An 18,815-nucleotide genomic window follows, 5' to 3' on the forward strand; every position below is an offset into this window, starting at 1 on the left:
AGCACAGCTAGTGGTTTTCGTAAGATAAATAAGAAAAAGGCTGAAACGATTGCGTTTCAGCCTCTTAGTATTTTCGAAAATAAAATCGTTTGAAGAATCATTCTAGATGGCATCTAAAACTCAAATCTCAAATGACTTATTTACGATACATCTTAACTTGAAGGTAAATATCGTTATAGATTCCGAGCCATTTTTGTCCTAAGTTGTTATAAACTTCAAGGTTTTTAATGGTTGATTCTGAGGGATAAAAGGCTTTATCATCGGTGATACTCTTTGGAAGCAAGGCTTTAGCTGCTTGGTTAGGTGTGGCATAACCGATATATTCAGCATTTTGCGCTGCATTTTCCGGTTTAAGCATGAAGTTGATAAAGGCATAAGCCTCTTTTTCATGCTTTACAGTCTTAGGAATCACCAGATTATCAAACCAAAGGTTTGAGCCTTCAGATGGGACAACATAACGTAGGTCCTCATTTTTATCAAGCATCTCACTAGCTTCCCCTGAGAAAGTCACTCCGATAGCTGCGTCACCTTGAACCATGTAGCCCTTCATCTCATCACCAACAATAGCCTTGATATTTGGTGTTAGACTATTAAGTTTAGTTTCAGCCAAACGTAATTCAGTCATGTTCTTCGTATTCAAGCTATATCCCAGGCTATTGAGTGAGAAACCAAGGACTTCACGCGCACCATCAACTAGCATAATCTGGTTTTTGTAATCTGGTGACCAAAGATCATCCCAGTGCTGTGGTGCTTTTTTCACCAATTTTGTATTATAAACAATACCGACAGTTCCCCAGAAATAAGGGATGGAATAGTCATTGTGAGGGTCAAAACTAAGCCCTTTAAAGCTTGAACCAATCTGGTCAAAACCTTTGATTTTAGATTTATCCAACTTCACCAAAAGGTCTTCCTTAACCATTTTATCAATGGTATAGTCTGACGGCACAGCGATATCGTAGGTTGTTCCGCCCTGCTTAATCTTGGTATACATGGCTTCATTGGAATCAAAGGTTTCGTACTGGACCTTGATGCCCGTTTCTTTTGTAAACTTGGTCAGAAGGTCTGGGTCAATATAATCACCCCAGTTATAGATAACTAATTTGTCTGACACATTTCCAGTACGACTCTGCATGTAGGCAGAGATGCCCCAAAGGAAGAAGATAATGGCTAAGATACCTGCCAGAAATTGATAGAGTCTACGCATCCTGCTCCTCCTTCTCCTTGGTAATCGCATAATAACCTATCACTAAAAGAATAGAGAATAGGAAAACAACGGTTGACAAGGCATTGATTTCCAGAGAAATCCCCTTACGTGCACGTGAGTAAATTTCCACAGCAAGTGTTGAAAAACCATTCCCCGTTACAAAGAAGGTTACTGCAAAGTCATCCAACGAATAGGTAAAGGCCATGAAATAACCAGCAATAATACCAGGTGTCAAGTATGGCAACATAACCTCACGTAACATCTGCCATTGAGTTGCACCTAGGTCATAAGCGGCATTCACCATATCTCGATTCATTTCCTTGAGACGTGGCAACACCATGAGAACCACGATTGGGATTGAAAAGGCAATGTGACTCAATAAGACAGATACAAAGCCTAGTTGGAAACCAATCAAGGTGAAGAGAATCAAGAAACTTGCACCAATCATGACGTCCGGTGCAACCATGAGCACGTTATTTAGGGATAAAATCCCAGTCTGCTGCTTCTGTTTACTCTCATAGATAAAGATAGACCCAAAGGTACCAATAATCGTTGCCAGAAGAGCGCTAAGGAAAGCTAAAAAGAAGGTTTGAGCCAGAATTAACATAAGACGGCTATCTGAAAACATGCTCTGGTAGTTATCCAGAGTAACACCTGTGAAACTATTCATATCGCCACCACTATTGAAAGAATAGGCGATTAAATAGAAGATTGGCAGGTAAAGGATAACAAAGACAAGAGCTAAATAGAGATTTGCAAATTTTTTCATTGACGTCTCTCCTTTGTTAACCACATTGTCGCAATCATAGCAGCAATAAGAACAACACCAATGGTTGCCCCCATTCCCCAGTTTTGTGTCGTGAGGAAGTGCTGTTCGATAGCTGTCCCTAAGGTGATAACTCGGTTACCACCAATCAAACGTGTCAGCATAAAGAGGCTGAGACTAGGAATAAAGACCGACTGGACGCCAGAGCGTACCCCATTAAGCGATAAGGGAAAAATAACCTTGGTAAAGGTCTGCCAATCATTGGCTCCCAAATCTTTACTTGCATTCACAATATTTTCATCCAAATCATCTAGTACATTGAAAATCGGTAGAATCATAAAGGGAATTTCAATGTAACTAGCTACGAAAATAAAGGAGAAATCCGTAAAGAGAATTTGCATGGGTGCAATCCCAAAGAAACCGAGAAAGGCATTGATACCGCCTTGTTGACCAAAAATCCCCATAAAAGCATAGGCTTTCAGAAGGAGATTGACCCAGGTTGGCAAAATGACCAACATTAACCAAAGTTGCTTATGCTTCAGTCTGGTTAAAAGATATGCCGTCGGATAAGAGATGAGGAGAGTTACTAGAGTAATGATGGCTGCATAAAGAACTGAGTTAAAACTCATCCTTAAGTAAGTCCAACTTGAAAAGAAGGTGCCATAATTATCCAATGTAAAGTTGCCACTGATATCAAAGAAAGACTGATAGAGTAGCATGAGCACTGGAGCAACCACGAAGAGTAAGAGCCATAGGAGGTAAGGTACCGAGAAGAGGCTAGCTGTTTTCTTCATAGCGCTCCTCCTCAATGGCATTAATCAAGCCATCTTCATGTTCTTCCACTTCCACATATTCTTCAATACGTGCATCGAACTCTTCTTCTGTCTCATTAAGACGCATGATATGAATATCCTCAGGCGTAAAATCAAGACCGATAATCTCACCCTCAATTGCCTTACGGGTTGAATGAATCATCCATTCATTGCCAAGATTGTCATAGGCAATGATTTCATAGTGGACCCCACGGAAGAGCTGAGTTTCCACGCGAACTTGCAATTTGCCTTCCTCAGGAAGTGTAATCTGCAAATCTTCAGGACGAATAACCACTTCGACAGGTTCGTTAGGACGCATTCCTCCATCGACAGATTCAAAACGTTTCCCATTGAACTCAACCAAATAGTCCTCAATCATAACACCTGGAAGGATGTTGGATTCTCCAATAAAGGTTGCAACAAAGTGATTGATAGGTTCGTCATAGATATCAACCGGAGTTCCTGATTGAACAATTTCACCATCATTCATAACAAAAATCCAATCCGACATGGCCAAGGCCTCTTCTTGGTCATGGGTAACAAAGACAAAAGTAATCCCTAGACGTTGCTGTAATTCGCGCAACTCGTATTGCATTTCAGTACGTAGTTTCAAATCCAGTGCTGACAAGGGCTCATCCAAAAGGACCACACGTGGTTGGTTAATAATCGCACGGGCAATGGCCACACGTTGACGTTGACCACCTGATAATTTTTGAATTGAGCGCTTTTGATAACCATTTAGTTGAACCATCTTTAAGGCTTCTTCTACACGCTCTTCGATTTCCTTTTTTGGCACCTTTTTCAATTTAAGGGCAAAAGCCACATTGTCAAAGACATTCATATGTGGAAAGAGGGCGTAAGATTGAAAAACGGTGTGGACATCCCTTTTATTAATAGGAATATCATTGATACGCTTTCCATCCAAAAGGACGTCACCACTGGTCGCATCTAAGAGACCTGCAATGATGTTCAAAATCGTTGATTTACCAGAACCAGAAGCCCCGAGTAGGGTATAGAACTTACCTTCTTCTAGTTCAAAGTTGATGTCTTTTAAAACTTGTGTGCCACTATCTTCAAACACTTTTGAGACGTTTCGAAAGGCAATAATCGGATTAGTCAATTGTCATAAATCCTCCATGGATAGCAAATATAGGGATAGGGTTTTATTAGTTTAATTTGTCGCCAATGATACGTACTTCAGGCTCAAGTGTTACACCTGAATTTTCCTTAACCTTAGCGATGACATCTGCAATAAGATCTTCATAGTCTTTAGCTGTTCCGTGATCAACATTGACCATGAATCCAGCATGCTTAGTTGACACCTCAACACCACCGATACGATGTCCCTTGAGATTTGCTTCCACAATAAGCTGACCTGCAAAATGACCTGGTGGGCGTTTAAAGACCGAACCACATGAAGGGTATTCAAGAGGTTGTTTAAGCTCTCGCAAATGATTAAGACGATTCATCTCATTCTTGATTTGCTCGTAATCTCCTGGTTTGAGGTTAAATTTAGCTGAAATAACCACTTCACCTGTTTCTTGGAGCACTGAACGACGATAACCAAAACGCATATCTCTTGCGTCAATCGTACGAACATCACCGTCTTTTGTAAGAACCTGAGCAGAAACCAAGATATGGGCAATCTCGCCACCATAGGCACCAGCATTCATAAAGACGGCACCACCAACACTACCTGGAATCCCCGCTGCAAATTCAAAACCAGTCAAACTTTGAAAACGGGCTACCTTGGTCGTCGCAATCAGGTTAGCTCCCGCTTCAGCTTCAATTTGATAACCATTAACTGCGATACCATTAAGTCTGTCAAACATAATCACAAAACCTCTGATACCACCGTCACGGACAATCAAATTACTAGCATTACCAAGAACCAACCAAGGAATGTCATGCTTATTAGCAAATTTGACAATACGAGAGAGTTCATAGCGGTTACGTGGAAAGGCCAAATAATCTGCTGGACCACCAACCTTGGTATATGTATAACGTTTTAAGGGTTCGTCGAAACGAATATCAATTCCCACTAAATCTTCTTTAAGTTCATCTAACATGTTATTTTCCATACTTTTTCTATACATTGATTTCTTTGTAGGTATCGTGATAGACTCCCCCATGTTACTATCACTACCTAAAAATGAGTTAGTATTTTTCCCTAAAAATTAGAAGAAAAATACAGCAAAAAGCCAAGTTTAATTATAGCAAAAATTCCCCATCTTGACGACAAGGAATTTCACGCAAAGCTAGTCCATAAGTTCCAATTTACGGACATCACTAGTGTTTAAGTGACTCAAATAATTTTTGTAGGCTTGCCCAGTTTTGGGGTCAACCAAATCATCTGCTATTTCTACTAAGGGCACCAAAACAAAAGCTCTCTGGCTCATATAAGGGTGGGGCACTTTAAGGTGCTCAGTCTCCCAAATTTCCTGCCCATATAGAAGAATATCGATATCTACTGTCCGAGGCCCCCAATGCTCATGACGAACGCGATCAAGATCTTTTTCAATTTGCTGACATGACCTTAGTAAGGTCTCTGCTGGCAACTTCGTCTCTAAAGCCAAGGCAAGATTCAAAAAATCAGCCTGATTTGTCAGTCCCCAAGCAGCCGTTTCATAATAAGAGGATACCGCTTTAACCTCCGTCTCAGGTAGGTCATTCAAGGCCTTCACAGCTTTTTGAAGATAGCCCTGACGGTCTCCCATATTAGATCCCAAACTCAAATAAACTCTTGTCATCGGCTACGCTCCAATTCGATACCAACACTCTTATAATGCCCATTAATTGGGGGATTTTCCTTGGTAATTCGAACTTTAATAGATTGAATTGGTGGAAACTGTGCAAATAGATCCTCGCAAATTGCACCAGCTAAACGCTCAATCAAAATGTACTTTTTATCTTCCACTTGTTTTTGCACAGCTTCAAAAACCAATCCATAGTGAACCGTATCATCTAGATTGTCACTCTGTGAGGCCTTGGTTAGATCAACAGCCAATTCCAAATCTACCACAAAAATTTGTCCCAGGGTCTGTTCCTCAGCAAAAGCCCCGTGATAGCCATAAAAACGGCAACCATTTAAAATAATTTTATCCATAGTTTCTCCTTCACACGACTAGACTCCTCTTTATTCTAGCACAAAACAGTTGAAAAGTTGGTCTCTAATTAGTATGATATTTTAGACAGATCTGAAGTTATTGTGTTTACGCGTATGCAATCGGTTGCATAATTCTTCTGATTTGGTAAAATATAGGCACAGGAGTTAAAAAGATTCCTGATTACAAGCAAGACTATCTCAACTAATTAAGGAAAAAACTATGACAAATCAAACCGCAATGCAATACTTTGAATGGTATCTTCCAAGTGACGGTCAACACTGGAACAATTTGGCTGATGATGCCCAACATTTAGCAGACCTGGGCATCAGCCACGTTTGGATGCCACCTGCTTTTAAGGCCACCAACAAAGATGATGTTGGTTACGGAGTCTATGACCTCTTTGACCTTGGAGAATTCGACCAAAAAGGAACAGTCCGAACCAAATACGGCCTCAAAGAAGAGTATCTCAATGCTATCAACCAACTCAAAGAAGTTGGTATTGTACCTATGGCCGACGTTGTGCTTAACCACAAGGCAGCAGCCGATAAACTCGAGACCTTCGAAGTGGTCGAAGTTGACCCAGAGGACCGTACCCAAGAAATCAGCGAACCATTTGAAATCGAAGGTTGGACACACTTCACCTTTGACGGACGTAATAAAGCCTACAACGATTTTGAATGGCACTGGTACCACTTTAACGGAACTGACTTCGATGCCAAACGTAATAAAAGTGGCATCTATCTTATCCAAGGTGACAACAAAGGTTGGGCAGACAACGACTTGGTTGACAATGAGAATGGTAACTTTGACTACCTTATGTATGCTAACCTAGACTATAAACACCCTGAAGTTATTGAAAACATTTACGAATGGGCAGATTGGTTCGTTGAAACAACAGGCGTTCAAGGATTCCGCATGGATGCAGTCAAGCACATTGATTCATTCTTCATGCGTAACTTTATTCGTGATGTCAAAGAAAAACAAGGTCAGGATTTCTATGTCTTTGGTGAATTTTGGAATGGTAACGAAGAGGAAAATAATATCTATCTTGAAAAGATTGAAAAACGTTTTGACCTCGTCGATGTTCCCCTCCACAACAATCTACACAAGGCTAGCTTAGATGGTGCCGATTATGATTTGACGACAATTTTCGATCATTCCTTGGTCAAAAATCATCCTGAACATGCTGTAACCTTCGTAGACAACCACGACACTCAACGCGGACAAGCTCTAGAATCTACTGTTGAAGAATGGTTTAAACCAGCTGCTTATGCTCTCATCCTTCTCCGTGAAGACGGTCTTCCTTGCCTATTTTATGGTGACTACTATGGAATCGAAGGTGAATTTGCTCAAGAAAATTTCCAAGAAACCCTAGATACCTTGCTCTACGCTCGTAAAGACCTAGCTTACGGAGAGCAAACAGACTACTTTGATGATCCAAACTGTATTGGATGGACACGCTCTGGCAACGAAGATGGCGCTCCATTAGCTGTAACAATCTCTAATGATGCTGCTAACAGCAAGTCTATGGAAATTGGTAGTGATTGGGCTGGACAAACCTTCTATGACATTCTTGGAAACTGCTCTGATACTGTAACCATTGACGAAGACGGATGGGGAGACTTCCCAGTTTCTGAAAAATCTGTCAGCGTTTGGACAATTCAAGACTAAGAAAAAAAGCTCAATTGAGCTTTTTTTAGTATCATAGAATTCCTGAAATGGTCTTAACAATATCACGATTGGCGTCAACATTATGTACACGGACAATCTGACAACCCTTGCTAACAGCATAGCCAGATAGAGCAGCCGTTCCCTGATCGCGGTCCTTAGCTTGGGTATTTCCACCTAGTAGGTAGTCCACAACACGCTTACGAGAAATCCCAAAAAGAACAGGATAGCCTAGGGCAACGACCTTGTCCAAACCTTTTAGCAGGTCAATATTGTGTTGGACATTTTTCGCAAAGCCAAAGCCTGGATCAATCCAGATATTGTCCTTGACCACACCTGCTTCCAAGGCGGCCTGAGCACGTTGACTGAGGAATGTACAGACATCTTCTGTGACATCATTGTATACTTCTTCTTTTTGATTATGCATGAGAATAATCGGCACATTCTTTTCAGCTGCTAGAGCTAGCATCTGACCATCATAGAGTCCTGCCCAGACGTCATTTAGAATATCTGCACCTGCTTCAAGAGCAGCTCTGGCAGTGACTGTCTTATAGGTATCAATACTGATGAGCACATCATATTTTGCCTTGATAGCCTGAATAACTGGCACGATACGATCAATCTCTTCTTCCTCAGTCACAAATTCTGCTCCTGGTCTTGTAGATTCGCCACCTACATCGATAATGGCAGCCCCCTGGGCAATCATACGCTCAACCTGGGCCAACGCATCCTCTACAGTGTCAAAATCGCCACCATCTGAGAAAGAATCAGGGGTGACATTCAAGATTCCCATAATACAGGCCTTACCTGCAATCTCATGTTTGCCAATAAACATCTTAACTCCTAAAAATCACGCATCAATGAAAGAATTTCCTTGCGTTCTTCACGGTCTTCTTTATAAAGGCCCTTAGCGACAGTTGTGATTGTCTTACTTCCTGGTTTCTTAATGCCTCGCATAGTCATGCACATGTGCTCTGCTTCAACCATGACAAAAACTCCTCGAGGATTCAGAGCTTCTTCAAGTGCTGTAGCAACTTGATCGGTAAGACGTTCTTGCAACTGTGGACGACGAGCAGCTACTTCAACCGCACGCGCTAATTTGGAAAGTCCTGTCACCTTGTCTCCACTTGGCAAATAAGCCACATGGGCCTTACCATAAAATGGAACCAAATGGTGCTCACACATAGAGTAAAAAGGAATATCCTTGACAAGGACAACTTCGTCATGGACTTCTGAAAAGACAGCTGTAAATTGATCCTTAGGGTCTTCATTTAGACCTGAAAACATTTCAGCATACATCTTAGCCACACGTTTTGGTGTGTCCAAAAGTCCCTCACGCTCAGGATTTTCACCTAGAGCTTCCAATAGTTGATAGACTGCTTGTTCTACTTTTTCTTGATTTGCCATAATTTCCTCTTGCAACGTTATAATACTATCTATTATACCTTATTTTGCTGGATTTTTCTTGCAAAAAATAAGATTTCCTAGCTACCTAATTCTCAAAAAAAGCGAAGACCACCTTTCATATAGAGGTTATCTTCGCTTATATTTTTTAGTCTTTCAAGTGGTAAGAATAGGATGAAACCACAATATTCTCACGCCATTTGAGATAATATTTCAATCGTAAACTCATTTGGTTGTGAAGCATGGTTTGCCATGATTTTTTAGGTACAAACTGAGGAATCATGACTGTCAGAGTCGCATTATCCTTCTCAGCTTGAGTGGCGACCTCGTCCACATACTGAATGGTTGACTGAGTAATTGAGCTGTACGGTGATTGGATATGAACCATCTCAATTTCAGGGAAATATTTTTTAAACTCTTGTTCAGTTTCCTTGTCCTTGTTCTCTGTATCCTTAGTAGATACATGCATGGCGATAACCTTGTCACCAATAGAACGTGCATAGGAAATAGCTCCGATATTAGCCTTGGTAACATTCCCAACGAGGATAAGAACAATATTTCCTTGATAATGGTGTTCTTCTACCGCTCCATCAATACGCAACTGTTGAGCAACACCATTATAGTGTTTTTTAATCTTAAGGAACATCCACATCAAGATTGCAATAATTGGGAAGAATGGCCAGATATCTCCTAAACGGAAAAGGAAGAGAATGAGAACAATAGCATAACAAATGAGGGCGCCCAAGATATTAGCTAAAGAGTGTTTCCAGAATCCCTTACCATATTCACGAATCCAATGGATAACCATCCCCGTTTGAGAAAGAGCAAATGGAATGAATACACCGATGGTATAAAGCGGAATCAACCGTTCCGTATTTCCTCGGAAAATGAACAAAAGGGTAATGGCACCAATTGCAAGTGTCAAGATCCCATTAGAGTATCCCATACGTGCCCCTTTTTCAAGGTACATGTGAGGCATGTATTTATTTTTCGCCATATTAAAGGACAACATCGGAAAGGCTGAAAAACCTGTGTTAGCTGCTACTGCAAGAATCATGGCAGTAGAGAATTGGAAAACGTAAAATAGAATACTACCAATCCATGACTGACCAAGGATTTCCCTAGCCATTTGTGACAAGATGGTTACTCCTGCATGAGGTGTAATACCTGTCCACCAGTTGAGGAAGGTGATTCCCGCAAACATAGCCCCCAAAATGCTAGACATAACAAAGAGGGTTGAAGCTGCATTTTTTGCCTTAGGTTTCTTAAAGAAAGGCACCGCATTAGAGATAGCTTCTACCCCTGTCAATGAGGCAGAACCTGAAGTAAAGGCCCTTAAAATAAGAATCAAAGACACACCTGTAATTGGTTGTCCTAAATGCGCTGTGGCTGCGTAAGGCATATGACCCGTTAAAATTTGAAAGAAACCAAATCCCAACAAGAAGAGCGTCGAAACAATGAAGAGATAAACTGGTATCATCAAAGATTTTGCCGATTCACGCATTCCCCTAAGGTTCATAACCATCAAAACAAGCACCAAAATCATTGATATTTCAAGATTGAAAGGATGCAGGAAGGGAAGGGCTGAAGTAATGGCATCTGCACCTGAGGCCACTGAAACAGCAACCGTCAACATGTAATCGACCAAAAGACTACCACCAGCTATCAAGCCAAACTTAGGAGACAGATTTTCCGTCGTTACCATATAGGCGCCACCACCTTGAGGATAGGCTTTGATAACTTGTCTATAAGAAATGGTAAGACTGGCCAAAAGGACGAGAACCAAAAGTCCAATAGGGATTGACCACCAAATAGCCGCACTAGATACAGCTGTCAGAACCAAGACGACCTGCTCTGGACCATAGGCGATAGATGAAAGTGCATCACTCGACAACATGGCCAAGGCCTGAATCTTGGACAATAAGTGTTCATCACCACTATCATCATGAGTTAGAGGTTCACCGATTAAAATGTTTTTCAGACGTTGAAACATTGTGATCTCCTTACTTTTAAAATATACGAGGGCTATTATACGCCCCTAAATGTTATCTTTCAAGTCTTAACCATCACTTGCCTGCTCTAAAACCCATTTTCTGACCTGAGAAATGAAGTATAGAGATCCCGTTACCACATAAAGTTTCTTATTGTCAGTCGTCACATGTTCTTTAATCCATGTTTTGAAGTCTGGTACCTGCTTATAAGCCTCTGGGTATTTATCTAATTTAACACTGTTTGGATAGTCAAAACTCGTTACAGTCAAGTCACCAACCGATTTTAGTTGGGCAAGCATGCCGTCAATAGGCTTGGTGTCAATCGCTGCAAAGAGAAGTTCAATCTCCTTATCTGCATATTCTGATTGCAACAAGTCAATCAAAACTTTAACACTCTCATTATTATGAGCACCATCAATCATGAGATTAGGTCTTAAAAATTCTGTTCGACCTCGCCAATGAGCATGAGCCAGGGCATTCTTTATGAGTTCAAGAGTTACTTCAGGATAATCTTTTTGAAGCAATAAAGAAGCCATGATAGCCAAGCTAGCATTTGCTACTTGGTGTTGACCGGCCATAGCCAAGGCTATATCATCTAACCTTTGCTCTCCATAGGTAAAATCAAAGGAATGGCTTGACCCTTCAGCTGTGAAATCTCTCCCCAGCTCATAGGTCTTAGACCCTTCTTCACGCGCCTTCTTCTCGAAAACATCTCGAACATCAGTACGATCAGCCGCATAAATAAAGGGAGCCCCATTCTTCAAAACACCGGCCTTCTCAGCTGCAATTTCAGCATGGGTATTCCCCAAAATAGCCTGATGGTCCAAACCAATCGAAGGACATAGGACTGCCAAGGGCTTAAAGAGATTAGTCGAATCATGAAGACCACCCATTCCCGCTTCAATGAATGCGATATCCACAGGATGGATCTGACCAAAATAGAGGAACATCAAGACTGTGATAATTTCAAACTCTGTCGCATTTTCATGCTCTGTCTCTTTTGGTAAACGTTCAACCACAGGCTTCACACGATTAACCAGGTCAAGTAAGTCCTCTTCTGAAATCATCTGACCATTAAGAGAAATTCGTTCCTTGAAGTCAATAATATAGGGTGAGGTAAAGGTTCCAACCTCATAACCCGCCTGGGTAAAAATGGTTTGTAGGGCATTGACTGTAGACCCTTTGCCGTTTGTTCCCACGACATGCACAGCCTTGAGATTATCTTGTGGATTTCCCAACTCTTTAAGCATCCAAGCCATACGCTCCAAGCCAGGCTTGATGCCAAATTTTAATTGTCCATGAATCCAATCCAACGCTTCCTGATAAGTCATAATTACTCCTTTTTAGGCTATTGCTTCAACTTAGTCATCAAGCTGACCTCTAAACTAGATTTCTAGTTTTTCCTTGAGCTTAATGCTTTGACGCTCTTATTATACCAAAGACTTCTAGGTATAACCAAAATATGCAAAAAAGGCAACCCTAGGGTCACCTCTTAAGCTTTCTCTTTTTCGTCAATAACCAGACGAACTTTTTTACCTTGAGTAGGTACCGAATAGACAATCGCTCTTATCGCCGTAATAGTACGTCCTTTTTTCCCGATAACACGCCCAATATCGGCTGGGGCAAGATCAAGATGGTACTCCAAAAACTCAGGACCGTCAATAATTTTGATGGTCAACTGATCTGGTGAAGCAATTAAAGGTTTAACGATAGCGATAATAAGATTTTCAATGGTATCCATAGGCTAAAAAATTATTTTGAGAATTTTGATTCGTGGAATTTCTTCATAACGCCTTCTTTTGAAAGGATGTTACGAACTGTATCTGAAGGTTGTGCACCTTTAGACAACCACTCAAGAACACGTTCTTCTTTAAGTGTTACTTGGTTTTCTTCAACGAGTGGGTTGTAAGTACCAACTGTTTCGATGAAACGTCCATCACGTGGAGCACGTGAATCTGCAACGTTAATACGGTAGAAAGGTTTTTTCTTAGAACCCATACGAGTCAAACGGATTTTTACTGCCATTTTTAATATCTCTTTTCTTTAGTTTTTTATTATGGTGGGGGCACTTATCGCCCCTCGACCTTAACTAGTATACCATATCATTTTTATGTGTCAAGAAAAAAACTTGACAGACTTAAAATTTCTACAAAAAAAGTTAGAGTCAAACTCTAACTTCCTTTTCGACTATTTCTTAGTCGTAGTCTTATGATTTTTTTCATAAGCTACCTTTGCTTCAGCATATTCAGCTTCTAAACCCTTAGCCGCTACCTTCGACACTTTCTCGTAAGTATCACGACTGGTCAACTTGCCATCCTCGTTGTAGGTGGAAACAACCAAGGTATCTTTATTTACAGTATAGGACTTGGTGCGTTTCCCTTTACGGTAGAGTCGGTAGTTATCTACGTTATCCGAAATATAGTAATCTACTAGATTCTTATCTGCATTTGGATAAAGTTGCGAGACAACTTTAGTTAACTCACGCTTAAATTCTGAAACTTCTTTAGTATAGGTGATTGATTTATTCCACTGATCAACAACTTGATATTCCTTCAAATAATCTGAAGCTGTAAAAGTAGGCTGATCCTCCTCACCTTTTTTATAAAAGTAAGAATGTGTTTGTAAATTATTAGACTGATCAACTTTAAGGAAAGAGACGTAAATTTCATCTTTATCTTCATGTTCTTTCAGAGCATTGGTTAACTTTCCAGAATTTTCATCCAAGACCTTAGACGATTTTAATTCCCAAGTCCCCTCAATGTTCCCCGAAGCATTACGCCAAAAACCGTAGACACCACCGACAAGCAACATCAAAACAACAGCAACAAGACTAGATATCAAGGCTCCTTTACCCCAATTTTTGGCCTTTTGCGATTTTTGATTAGCGTTTTGAATCGTTTCGAGAAGACGAACCTGACTTTCCAATCTCTTTTCTAGTTTGGCAACTGTCTGTTCTTCCTTAGATTTAGCTTTAGCAGCTAATTTTTCAGCCTTTTTCTTATCACGAGCAGCTTGACGAGCAAGCTTCTTAGCTGCTTTTTCTTCCTTATGATCAAGTTTTGTCAAATCCTCAGACAATCCAAGATGCTGTGCTTGGTTACTGAAAACTGGAATAGATTGATTAGGCTCACTCGAGGTATTAACAGAATGATTTCCTACATCTGGACGGGTTGGCGCATAACTTGCCAAACGCTCCTTAGCCTCTGCGACGCGTTTGCGTTGTTCCTCTTCTTTTTGAATATCCTCAGCCTGACGGCCCGACTGAATGGTTCTTACTTGACCAACAGTCTCTTGAGATAGGGCCTTTCTCTTTTCTTGGGCCGCATTTGCCATGGCCTCTTGCGCGTTGTCACGCTCTTTCTGAGACTGGGCTAGCGCTCTGGCAGTTGCGGTTTCTTCTTCAAACTGTTGGTCAGCTGATGTTTCTCCTTGATCAGCTACTTGGTTAGCCTCTGCACCTTCAGAGAGAACAAACTCTCCTCGTTCCAAGGCTTCTTTAAAGTCGATTGGTCTTGGTTTTCGGCCATTCACAGCCTCAAAGTACTCTAACCATTCGTCTTTCAACATAATAAATCCCCCTGAATTAAAAAACACATGATTAACTTCCCTATTTTACCATACTTTTTAACATAAAAATAGGGATTAACAAGAATTCTAAAAATTCTTATTAAATCCCCATTAATCTTCTTTTGGTGTAATAGACAATAATTGGACAAAACGGTGTTGTGCTGATTCCGTTTCAAGCGTGACATTATCGTATCTAAAGAGAATCTCTTCGATATTTGCCAAGCCCAACCCTCGACCTGTTCCTTTTGTTGAAAATCCTCTTTGTTTCAAAGGAGTTACATCAATATAAGCTTCCTTAGTTGAATTTTCAACAACAATAACTGATTGATTTCCCATCTTAAAGATAGCAATAGATAATTTTGGTTTATCTGCCAATACAGTAGCTTCAATAGCATTGTCACAAAGAATGGATATGATTGTGATCAAGTCTAGAGCACGCACATCTGTGAAGAAAACACCTTCTTCAACCTCAACATGACATTGAATTCCCTTATCAAAAGCTTCAGCCAATTTAGATGATAGAAGACTCTTGAGTGGCATATTGGTCACTCGTGTTAGTTTTGCTAAATCAAACTTTTGCTGATTCAGATCTGATGCAGAATCTTTAAGGACACTGTCATAAATCATCTTAATCTGGTCAATGTCTTTCATCTGAATGGCTTCATTAAGCGAAATCATGACATTAGTATAGTCGTGACGGAAACTGCGTAACGTTTCGTAAAGACTTTCAACCTGCTCAGAATACTTCTCTAAGTCATCCAAGTGACGACGATTTTCTTTTCTTCGCTCATTTTCAAAGTACTCATCTGCATATCTATTGACACTGTAAACAGCATAAAGAATCGCAATATATCCAGTCAAGGTTATAATATGGCCAGCATAGTACAAATCAAAGAAACGCGAAGCAACAACTACGGAATAGTTCAGAATCACATAACTAATCAAAACAAAGTTAGTGAAGAACATAATCCGACCAAATTTGCGATCTCGCTCCAAGACCCTCAAATATTTAAAATCAATATTAAGGAGTTTGGAAAGAGCAACAAATGTTGGAATAATTAAAAGGTCAAAGAAAATAAAATAAAGATAACTTTTGTTAAGAAAATCCGATGTGATACCAAATCCCGGCATCAAAAAGTAGGCATAACCATTAAAAATCAAAAGATAAAGAACAAGAGGATAGAAGGCATAAAACGCCAACATATTGGTGGTTCTTTCCTTGCCATAGAAATAAGCATAGAAAAGAAGGTAGAAAGGTGTCATAAAGGACAAACCGACATTATATGACATCCCCAGTATTCCCCCTATACATTCAACTAGGAACGCAATAGGAAGAATCATACGTGGTATCCTAACCAGGCTAGTCTTTTCGTAAATCCACTGTATAACGATGAAATGCAAAAGAAACTCTAATGCAATTTGTAAATTGAGTATCATTTAATGGTTAGCAACTTCCTTCTAAAGATTCTAAATAAACAACAAAAGGTCATACTGCTATTCTAGCATAATTCCTGATAATAAATGAGATAAAGTTGAATAGTTATCTCTAATTTCAGAAAAATTTCAATAACAATTAGAGAAAAAAGGAGAGCTAAAACTTTAACGGTTTTTCAACCGTTCCAAAAATTCCTTTTTACGTGTGCGCGAGAGCAGACAAGACTCGTCACCCTCAAAAAATACCATATTAGCTGTACGATCAACGCTGGCGACATTGCTAACATTGACAACAAAGGAGCGATGCGTTTGGAAGAAAATGTCATCCAACTTTGCTACCTCTGCAATCTTTCCATAGAATTCTACCAAGTTTAACTTGGTGTGGGCAATCAACTTATGGGGTACCGGAGCTGTCTCAATATATAAAATATCTTCATAAGGAAGATTGACATCATTTTTATCTGTTTTGACAGTTAGGCTCTGAGCCTTAGTTTCTTGTTCAACCTGTGACTGAGCAAAATCTAATAGTTCTACTAGGGCTCTCTTAAGATCCACATCGTCCATGGATTTATCTACAAAATCAAGGGCTTGAATCTTATAACGAAAGGTCAAAGGCATAAATTCGGAATAGGCCGTTACAAAAGCAATTTGTGCCTTTAAATCTTCTTTTCGAATCTCCAAGCCAATATCTAGTCCCTGCTTGGTCTGATTCTTGAGGTCAATATCCAAAAGATAAACCATGGATTTACCTGAGTCCCTGTCAGTATCTAACAATTCCTGCCCCTGCTCATAAAAGGTAATCCCATCAACAACGGCCTTCGACTCCTCAACTGCTTCGTCCAATAAACGACTAACACGATGACGCTGCAAGGCATCATCTTCAAGGACGATAATAGAAAGCATCTTATTTCCCTCTTTCTTTCTAATATACTTTAATATACCTACCTAACATTTTATCATAATTAATCGGATAATATTCCTTTTTTTACAGCATAAAATCTTTTTAACTCACCACATTTCATTTATAAAACAATTGTTATCTCCTTGTCATTTCATCTTCATTTTTAGGTGTTATTATGAGAACTGTTTTTGTTTGATATTAAAAAGGAGAAAGCTATGTTACGTTCATTTAAAACACAAGGGACTAAGACAAAGACCATCTTGACCCTTGCAACTGTCGGTATCATTAGTGCTTTTCTTGTGGGAAGTCCTCAGCATGCCTCTGCGGATCAAACCTATGTTTCAGATCCTAATCAGGCTCTGACATTTTCCGAACTTGAAACAGCTACAAATACAAATATCATCGCTCAAACAGGTGTATCTAGTGAAACACCTACTACTGTTACTACTGTGTCACATACCTCTGTGGATGGTCTTCATACACATGAAAATGACTATGAACAAACTCCCGCAAATACTACGACTTTTGAGGAATTGAAACAAGATAGTCAAACAGCTAATAGTACTGTCGACAGCCAGACTGGCAGCAAAACCTATGAGACTAGAATTCCGACAAATACAGATAGCAATCAGAAGGCTGTAGAAAATCAAGCTGAACCAAAGACCGAAACTATTGCTCAAGCACAAACCTGGTCAAAAGATGGTGCTACATGGGTGTCAACAGAAATTAATAATGGTAACGTTCATAAGATTATATCTACTTATATTCCAAAACCATTAACACCTTCTACAAAACCAACGACAACAGCTACACCGAAACCTAAACAATCAACTCCTGCTGTTAGTCAACCTAAAAAAGTGGCCACAGTCGCTAACAAACCTACAACTCCTACAACTCAACCTAAGAAACCAACAACGACTGTCACTAAACCTACAGCTCCTAAAGCCACTCCTATCCAACCTGCTAAACCAGTGGACCGAGTTGCTCAAGTATGGCAAAAGAATAACGAACTGGTAAAAGAGAATTACGACACTCCTCACTGGTCAAGTAAGGCAGCAACAGTCTTCATCAATGCTAAGAATCCTGAAATCGTGAATGCCTACAAACAAGCTATCACTTCTTGGAATAGCACTGGTGCCTTTAATTTCTTGCTCACTAACGATAAACAAAAAGCTAACATCATTGCTGATGAACGTTATGAAGGTAATGTGGCAGCTCCTCTTGGGGTTACCTACTCTACTTACTACCTCCCAACTAAGCAATATAGTAATGCTACTGTTTACTTGAACACCTTCCATGTTCAAAACAATTATTATCAAAAGAATGGTGGGAAACTCCTTAACACTGCGCAACACGAATTAGGACACTCAATTGGACTTGAGCACAACAGTGCCGTTGCCTCTGTAATGGAACCTAAAGGTGGTAAGACAAGTATCCAACAAGTTGATATTAACAATGTTAAGAAACTCTATAGCAAGATTTAAGTTTTTACACCATCACTATAATTTATAAGCAGACCTATCAGGTTCTGCTTTTTTATACAGGTGAGTTGACCATTCAAGACTAGAAAATGACTGTTCATGATTATTTCTTACATATTTTAAAAATATGTAAGATTTTCTTCGTTTTTTTTGGTAAAATAGAAAATGTAAAGAGAGACCGGATGAGTTATAGAACTCAACTTTGTTAGTTTTTGCTCATTATTCTCATAAACAGAATAACATAGTCTAGGAACCCTTCTTAACATTTATACCTATCTTCCCCAAACACTTTTCCCCCATTCCTAGATTTCCAGATCTCTCCTAATAAAGAACGTCTAGCAACAGCAGCTAGGCGTTTTTTAGTCTATTAAAGCACATAGTCGTTGGTATTAGCTCACTAGATTAGTAATCGTTCAAAATAATTCTCACAAAATTACCATTCAAGACCAGAAAATGACTGTTCATGATTATTTCTTACAT

18 protein-coding genes are annotated in these 18,815 nt (G+C 39.8%); 2 read left to right on the forward strand and 16 right to left on the reverse strand.

What is annotated here, in order from left to right:
* Positions 1-136: 136 nt before the first annotated feature.
* The 7 genes from HMPREF2877_RS08135 to folB all read right to left on the reverse strand — a co-directional run bounded on the left by HMPREF2877_RS08135 (position 137) and on the right by folB (position 5,888).
* Positions 137-1,204, reverse strand: coding sequence for an ABC transporter substrate-binding protein (locus HMPREF2877_RS08135; protein ID WP_002884479.1), 1,068 nt, complete (start codon positions 1,202-1,204; stop codon positions 137-139).
* Positions 1,197-1,973, reverse strand: a complete 777-nt coding sequence (locus HMPREF2877_RS08140) for an ABC transporter permease (RefSeq protein ID WP_014632760.1) — start codon at positions 1,971-1,973, stop codon at positions 1,197-1,199. Before HMPREF2877_RS08140 ends, HMPREF2877_RS08135 begins: the two co-directional genes overlap by 8 nt.
* Positions 1,970-2,764, reverse strand: coding sequence for an ABC transporter permease (locus HMPREF2877_RS08145; RefSeq protein ID WP_045001535.1), 795 nt, complete (start codon positions 2,762-2,764; stop codon positions 1,970-1,972). Before HMPREF2877_RS08145 ends, HMPREF2877_RS08140 begins: the two co-directional genes overlap by 4 nt.
* On the reverse strand, positions 2,748-3,902 hold the full coding sequence (locus tag HMPREF2877_RS08150) for an ABC transporter ATP-binding protein (protein WP_002884517.1): 1,155 nt from the start codon (positions 3,900-3,902) through the stop codon (positions 2,748-2,750). Before HMPREF2877_RS08150 ends, HMPREF2877_RS08145 begins: the two co-directional genes overlap by 17 nt.
* 46 nt (positions 3,903-3,948) lie before the next feature.
* The gene (gene murB, locus HMPREF2877_RS08155; RefSeq protein ID WP_070579544.1) at positions 3,949-4,851 is read right to left on the reverse strand and encodes a UDP-N-acetylmuramate dehydrogenase; all 903 of its coding nucleotides are present in this window, start codon (positions 4,849-4,851) and stop codon (positions 3,949-3,951) included.
* A gap of 189 nt (positions 4,852-5,040) precedes the next feature.
* Positions 5,041-5,532 (reverse strand): 2-amino-4-hydroxy-6-hydroxymethyldihydropteridine diphosphokinase, encoded by a 492-nt coding sequence (gene folK / locus HMPREF2877_RS08160; RefSeq protein ID WP_004183105.1) that lies wholly within the window; start codon positions 5,530-5,532, stop codon positions 5,041-5,043.
* Positions 5,529-5,888, reverse strand: a complete 360-nt coding sequence (gene folB / locus HMPREF2877_RS08165; protein WP_004183107.1) for a dihydroneopterin aldolase — start codon at positions 5,886-5,888, stop codon at positions 5,529-5,531. The genes folK and folB overlap by 4 nt, the downstream gene beginning before the upstream one ends.
* 220 nt (positions 5,889-6,108) lie before the next feature.
* Between folB and HMPREF2877_RS08170 the strand changes: the two genes are divergently transcribed.
* Positions 6,109-7,560, forward strand: a complete 1,452-nt coding sequence (locus tag HMPREF2877_RS08170) for an alpha-amylase (RefSeq protein WP_045001529.1) — start codon at positions 6,109-6,111, stop codon at positions 7,558-7,560.
* Positions 7,561-7,591: 31 nt separating this feature from the next.
* On the opposite strand, the gene folP is transcribed toward HMPREF2877_RS08170, so the two are convergent.
* From folP to HMPREF2877_RS08215, 9 genes are all read right to left on the reverse strand, one after another.
* Positions 7,592-8,392 (reverse strand): dihydropteroate synthase, encoded by an 801-nt coding sequence (gene folP / locus HMPREF2877_RS08175; protein WP_070579546.1) that lies wholly within the window; start codon positions 8,390-8,392, stop codon positions 7,592-7,594.
* An 8-nt stretch (positions 8,393-8,400) separates the two neighbouring features.
* Positions 8,401-8,964: a GTP cyclohydrolase I FolE gene (gene folE / locus HMPREF2877_RS08180; RefSeq protein ID WP_002884345.1), complete on the reverse strand. Its 564-nt coding sequence runs from the start codon at positions 8,962-8,964 to the stop codon at positions 8,401-8,403.
* A 145-nt stretch (positions 8,965-9,109) separates the two neighbouring features.
* Positions 9,110-10,954, reverse strand: a complete 1,845-nt coding sequence (locus HMPREF2877_RS08185; protein ID WP_070579548.1) for an APC family permease — start codon at positions 10,952-10,954, stop codon at positions 9,110-9,112.
* Between the two features lie 66 nt (positions 10,955-11,020).
* A complete protein-coding gene (locus HMPREF2877_RS08190) occupies positions 11,021-12,283 on the reverse strand; it encodes a bifunctional folylpolyglutamate synthase/dihydrofolate synthase (protein ID WP_070579550.1) in 1,263 nt (420 codons plus the stop codon).
* Between the two features lie 161 nt (positions 12,284-12,444).
* A complete protein-coding gene (locus HMPREF2877_RS08195; RefSeq protein ID WP_002884680.1) occupies positions 12,445-12,693 on the reverse strand; it encodes a KH domain-containing protein in 249 nt (82 codons plus the stop codon).
* Positions 12,694-12,704: 11 nt separating this feature from the next.
* Positions 12,705-12,977: a 30S ribosomal protein S16 gene (rpsP, locus tag HMPREF2877_RS08200; protein ID WP_002884675.1), complete on the reverse strand. Its 273-nt coding sequence runs from the start codon at positions 12,975-12,977 to the stop codon at positions 12,705-12,707.
* Positions 12,978-13,139: 162 nt separating this feature from the next.
* Positions 13,140-14,519: a hypothetical protein gene (locus HMPREF2877_RS08205; protein WP_070579552.1), complete on the reverse strand. Its 1,380-nt coding sequence runs from the start codon at positions 14,517-14,519 to the stop codon at positions 13,140-13,142.
* A gap of 111 nt (positions 14,520-14,630) precedes the next feature.
* On the reverse strand, positions 14,631-15,809 hold the full coding sequence (locus tag HMPREF2877_RS08210) for a sensor histidine kinase (RefSeq protein ID WP_070579555.1): 1,179 nt from the start codon (positions 15,807-15,809) through the stop codon (positions 14,631-14,633).
* Positions 15,810-16,118: 309 nt separating this feature from the next.
* Complete coding sequence (locus tag HMPREF2877_RS08215; RefSeq protein ID WP_004183124.1) at positions 16,119-16,856, reverse strand: LytR/AlgR family response regulator transcription factor; 738 nt, start codon at positions 16,854-16,856, stop codon at positions 16,119-16,121.
* A gap of 213 nt (positions 16,857-17,069) precedes the next feature.
* Between HMPREF2877_RS08215 and HMPREF2877_RS08220 the strand changes: the two genes are divergently transcribed.
* Positions 17,070-18,338 carry a matrixin family metalloprotease gene (locus HMPREF2877_RS08220; protein ID WP_070579557.1) on the forward strand — a complete coding sequence of 423 codons (1,269 nt, stop codon included), beginning with the start codon at positions 17,070-17,072 and terminating at the stop codon, positions 18,336-18,338.
* Positions 18,339-18,815 lie beyond the last annotated feature (477 nt).

This window comes from Streptococcus sp. HMSC072D03 (genome assembly GCF_001812855.1).
In the GTDB taxonomy this organism is placed as follows: Bacteria; Bacillota; Bacilli; order Lactobacillales; family Streptococcaceae; genus Streptococcus; species Streptococcus salivarius_D.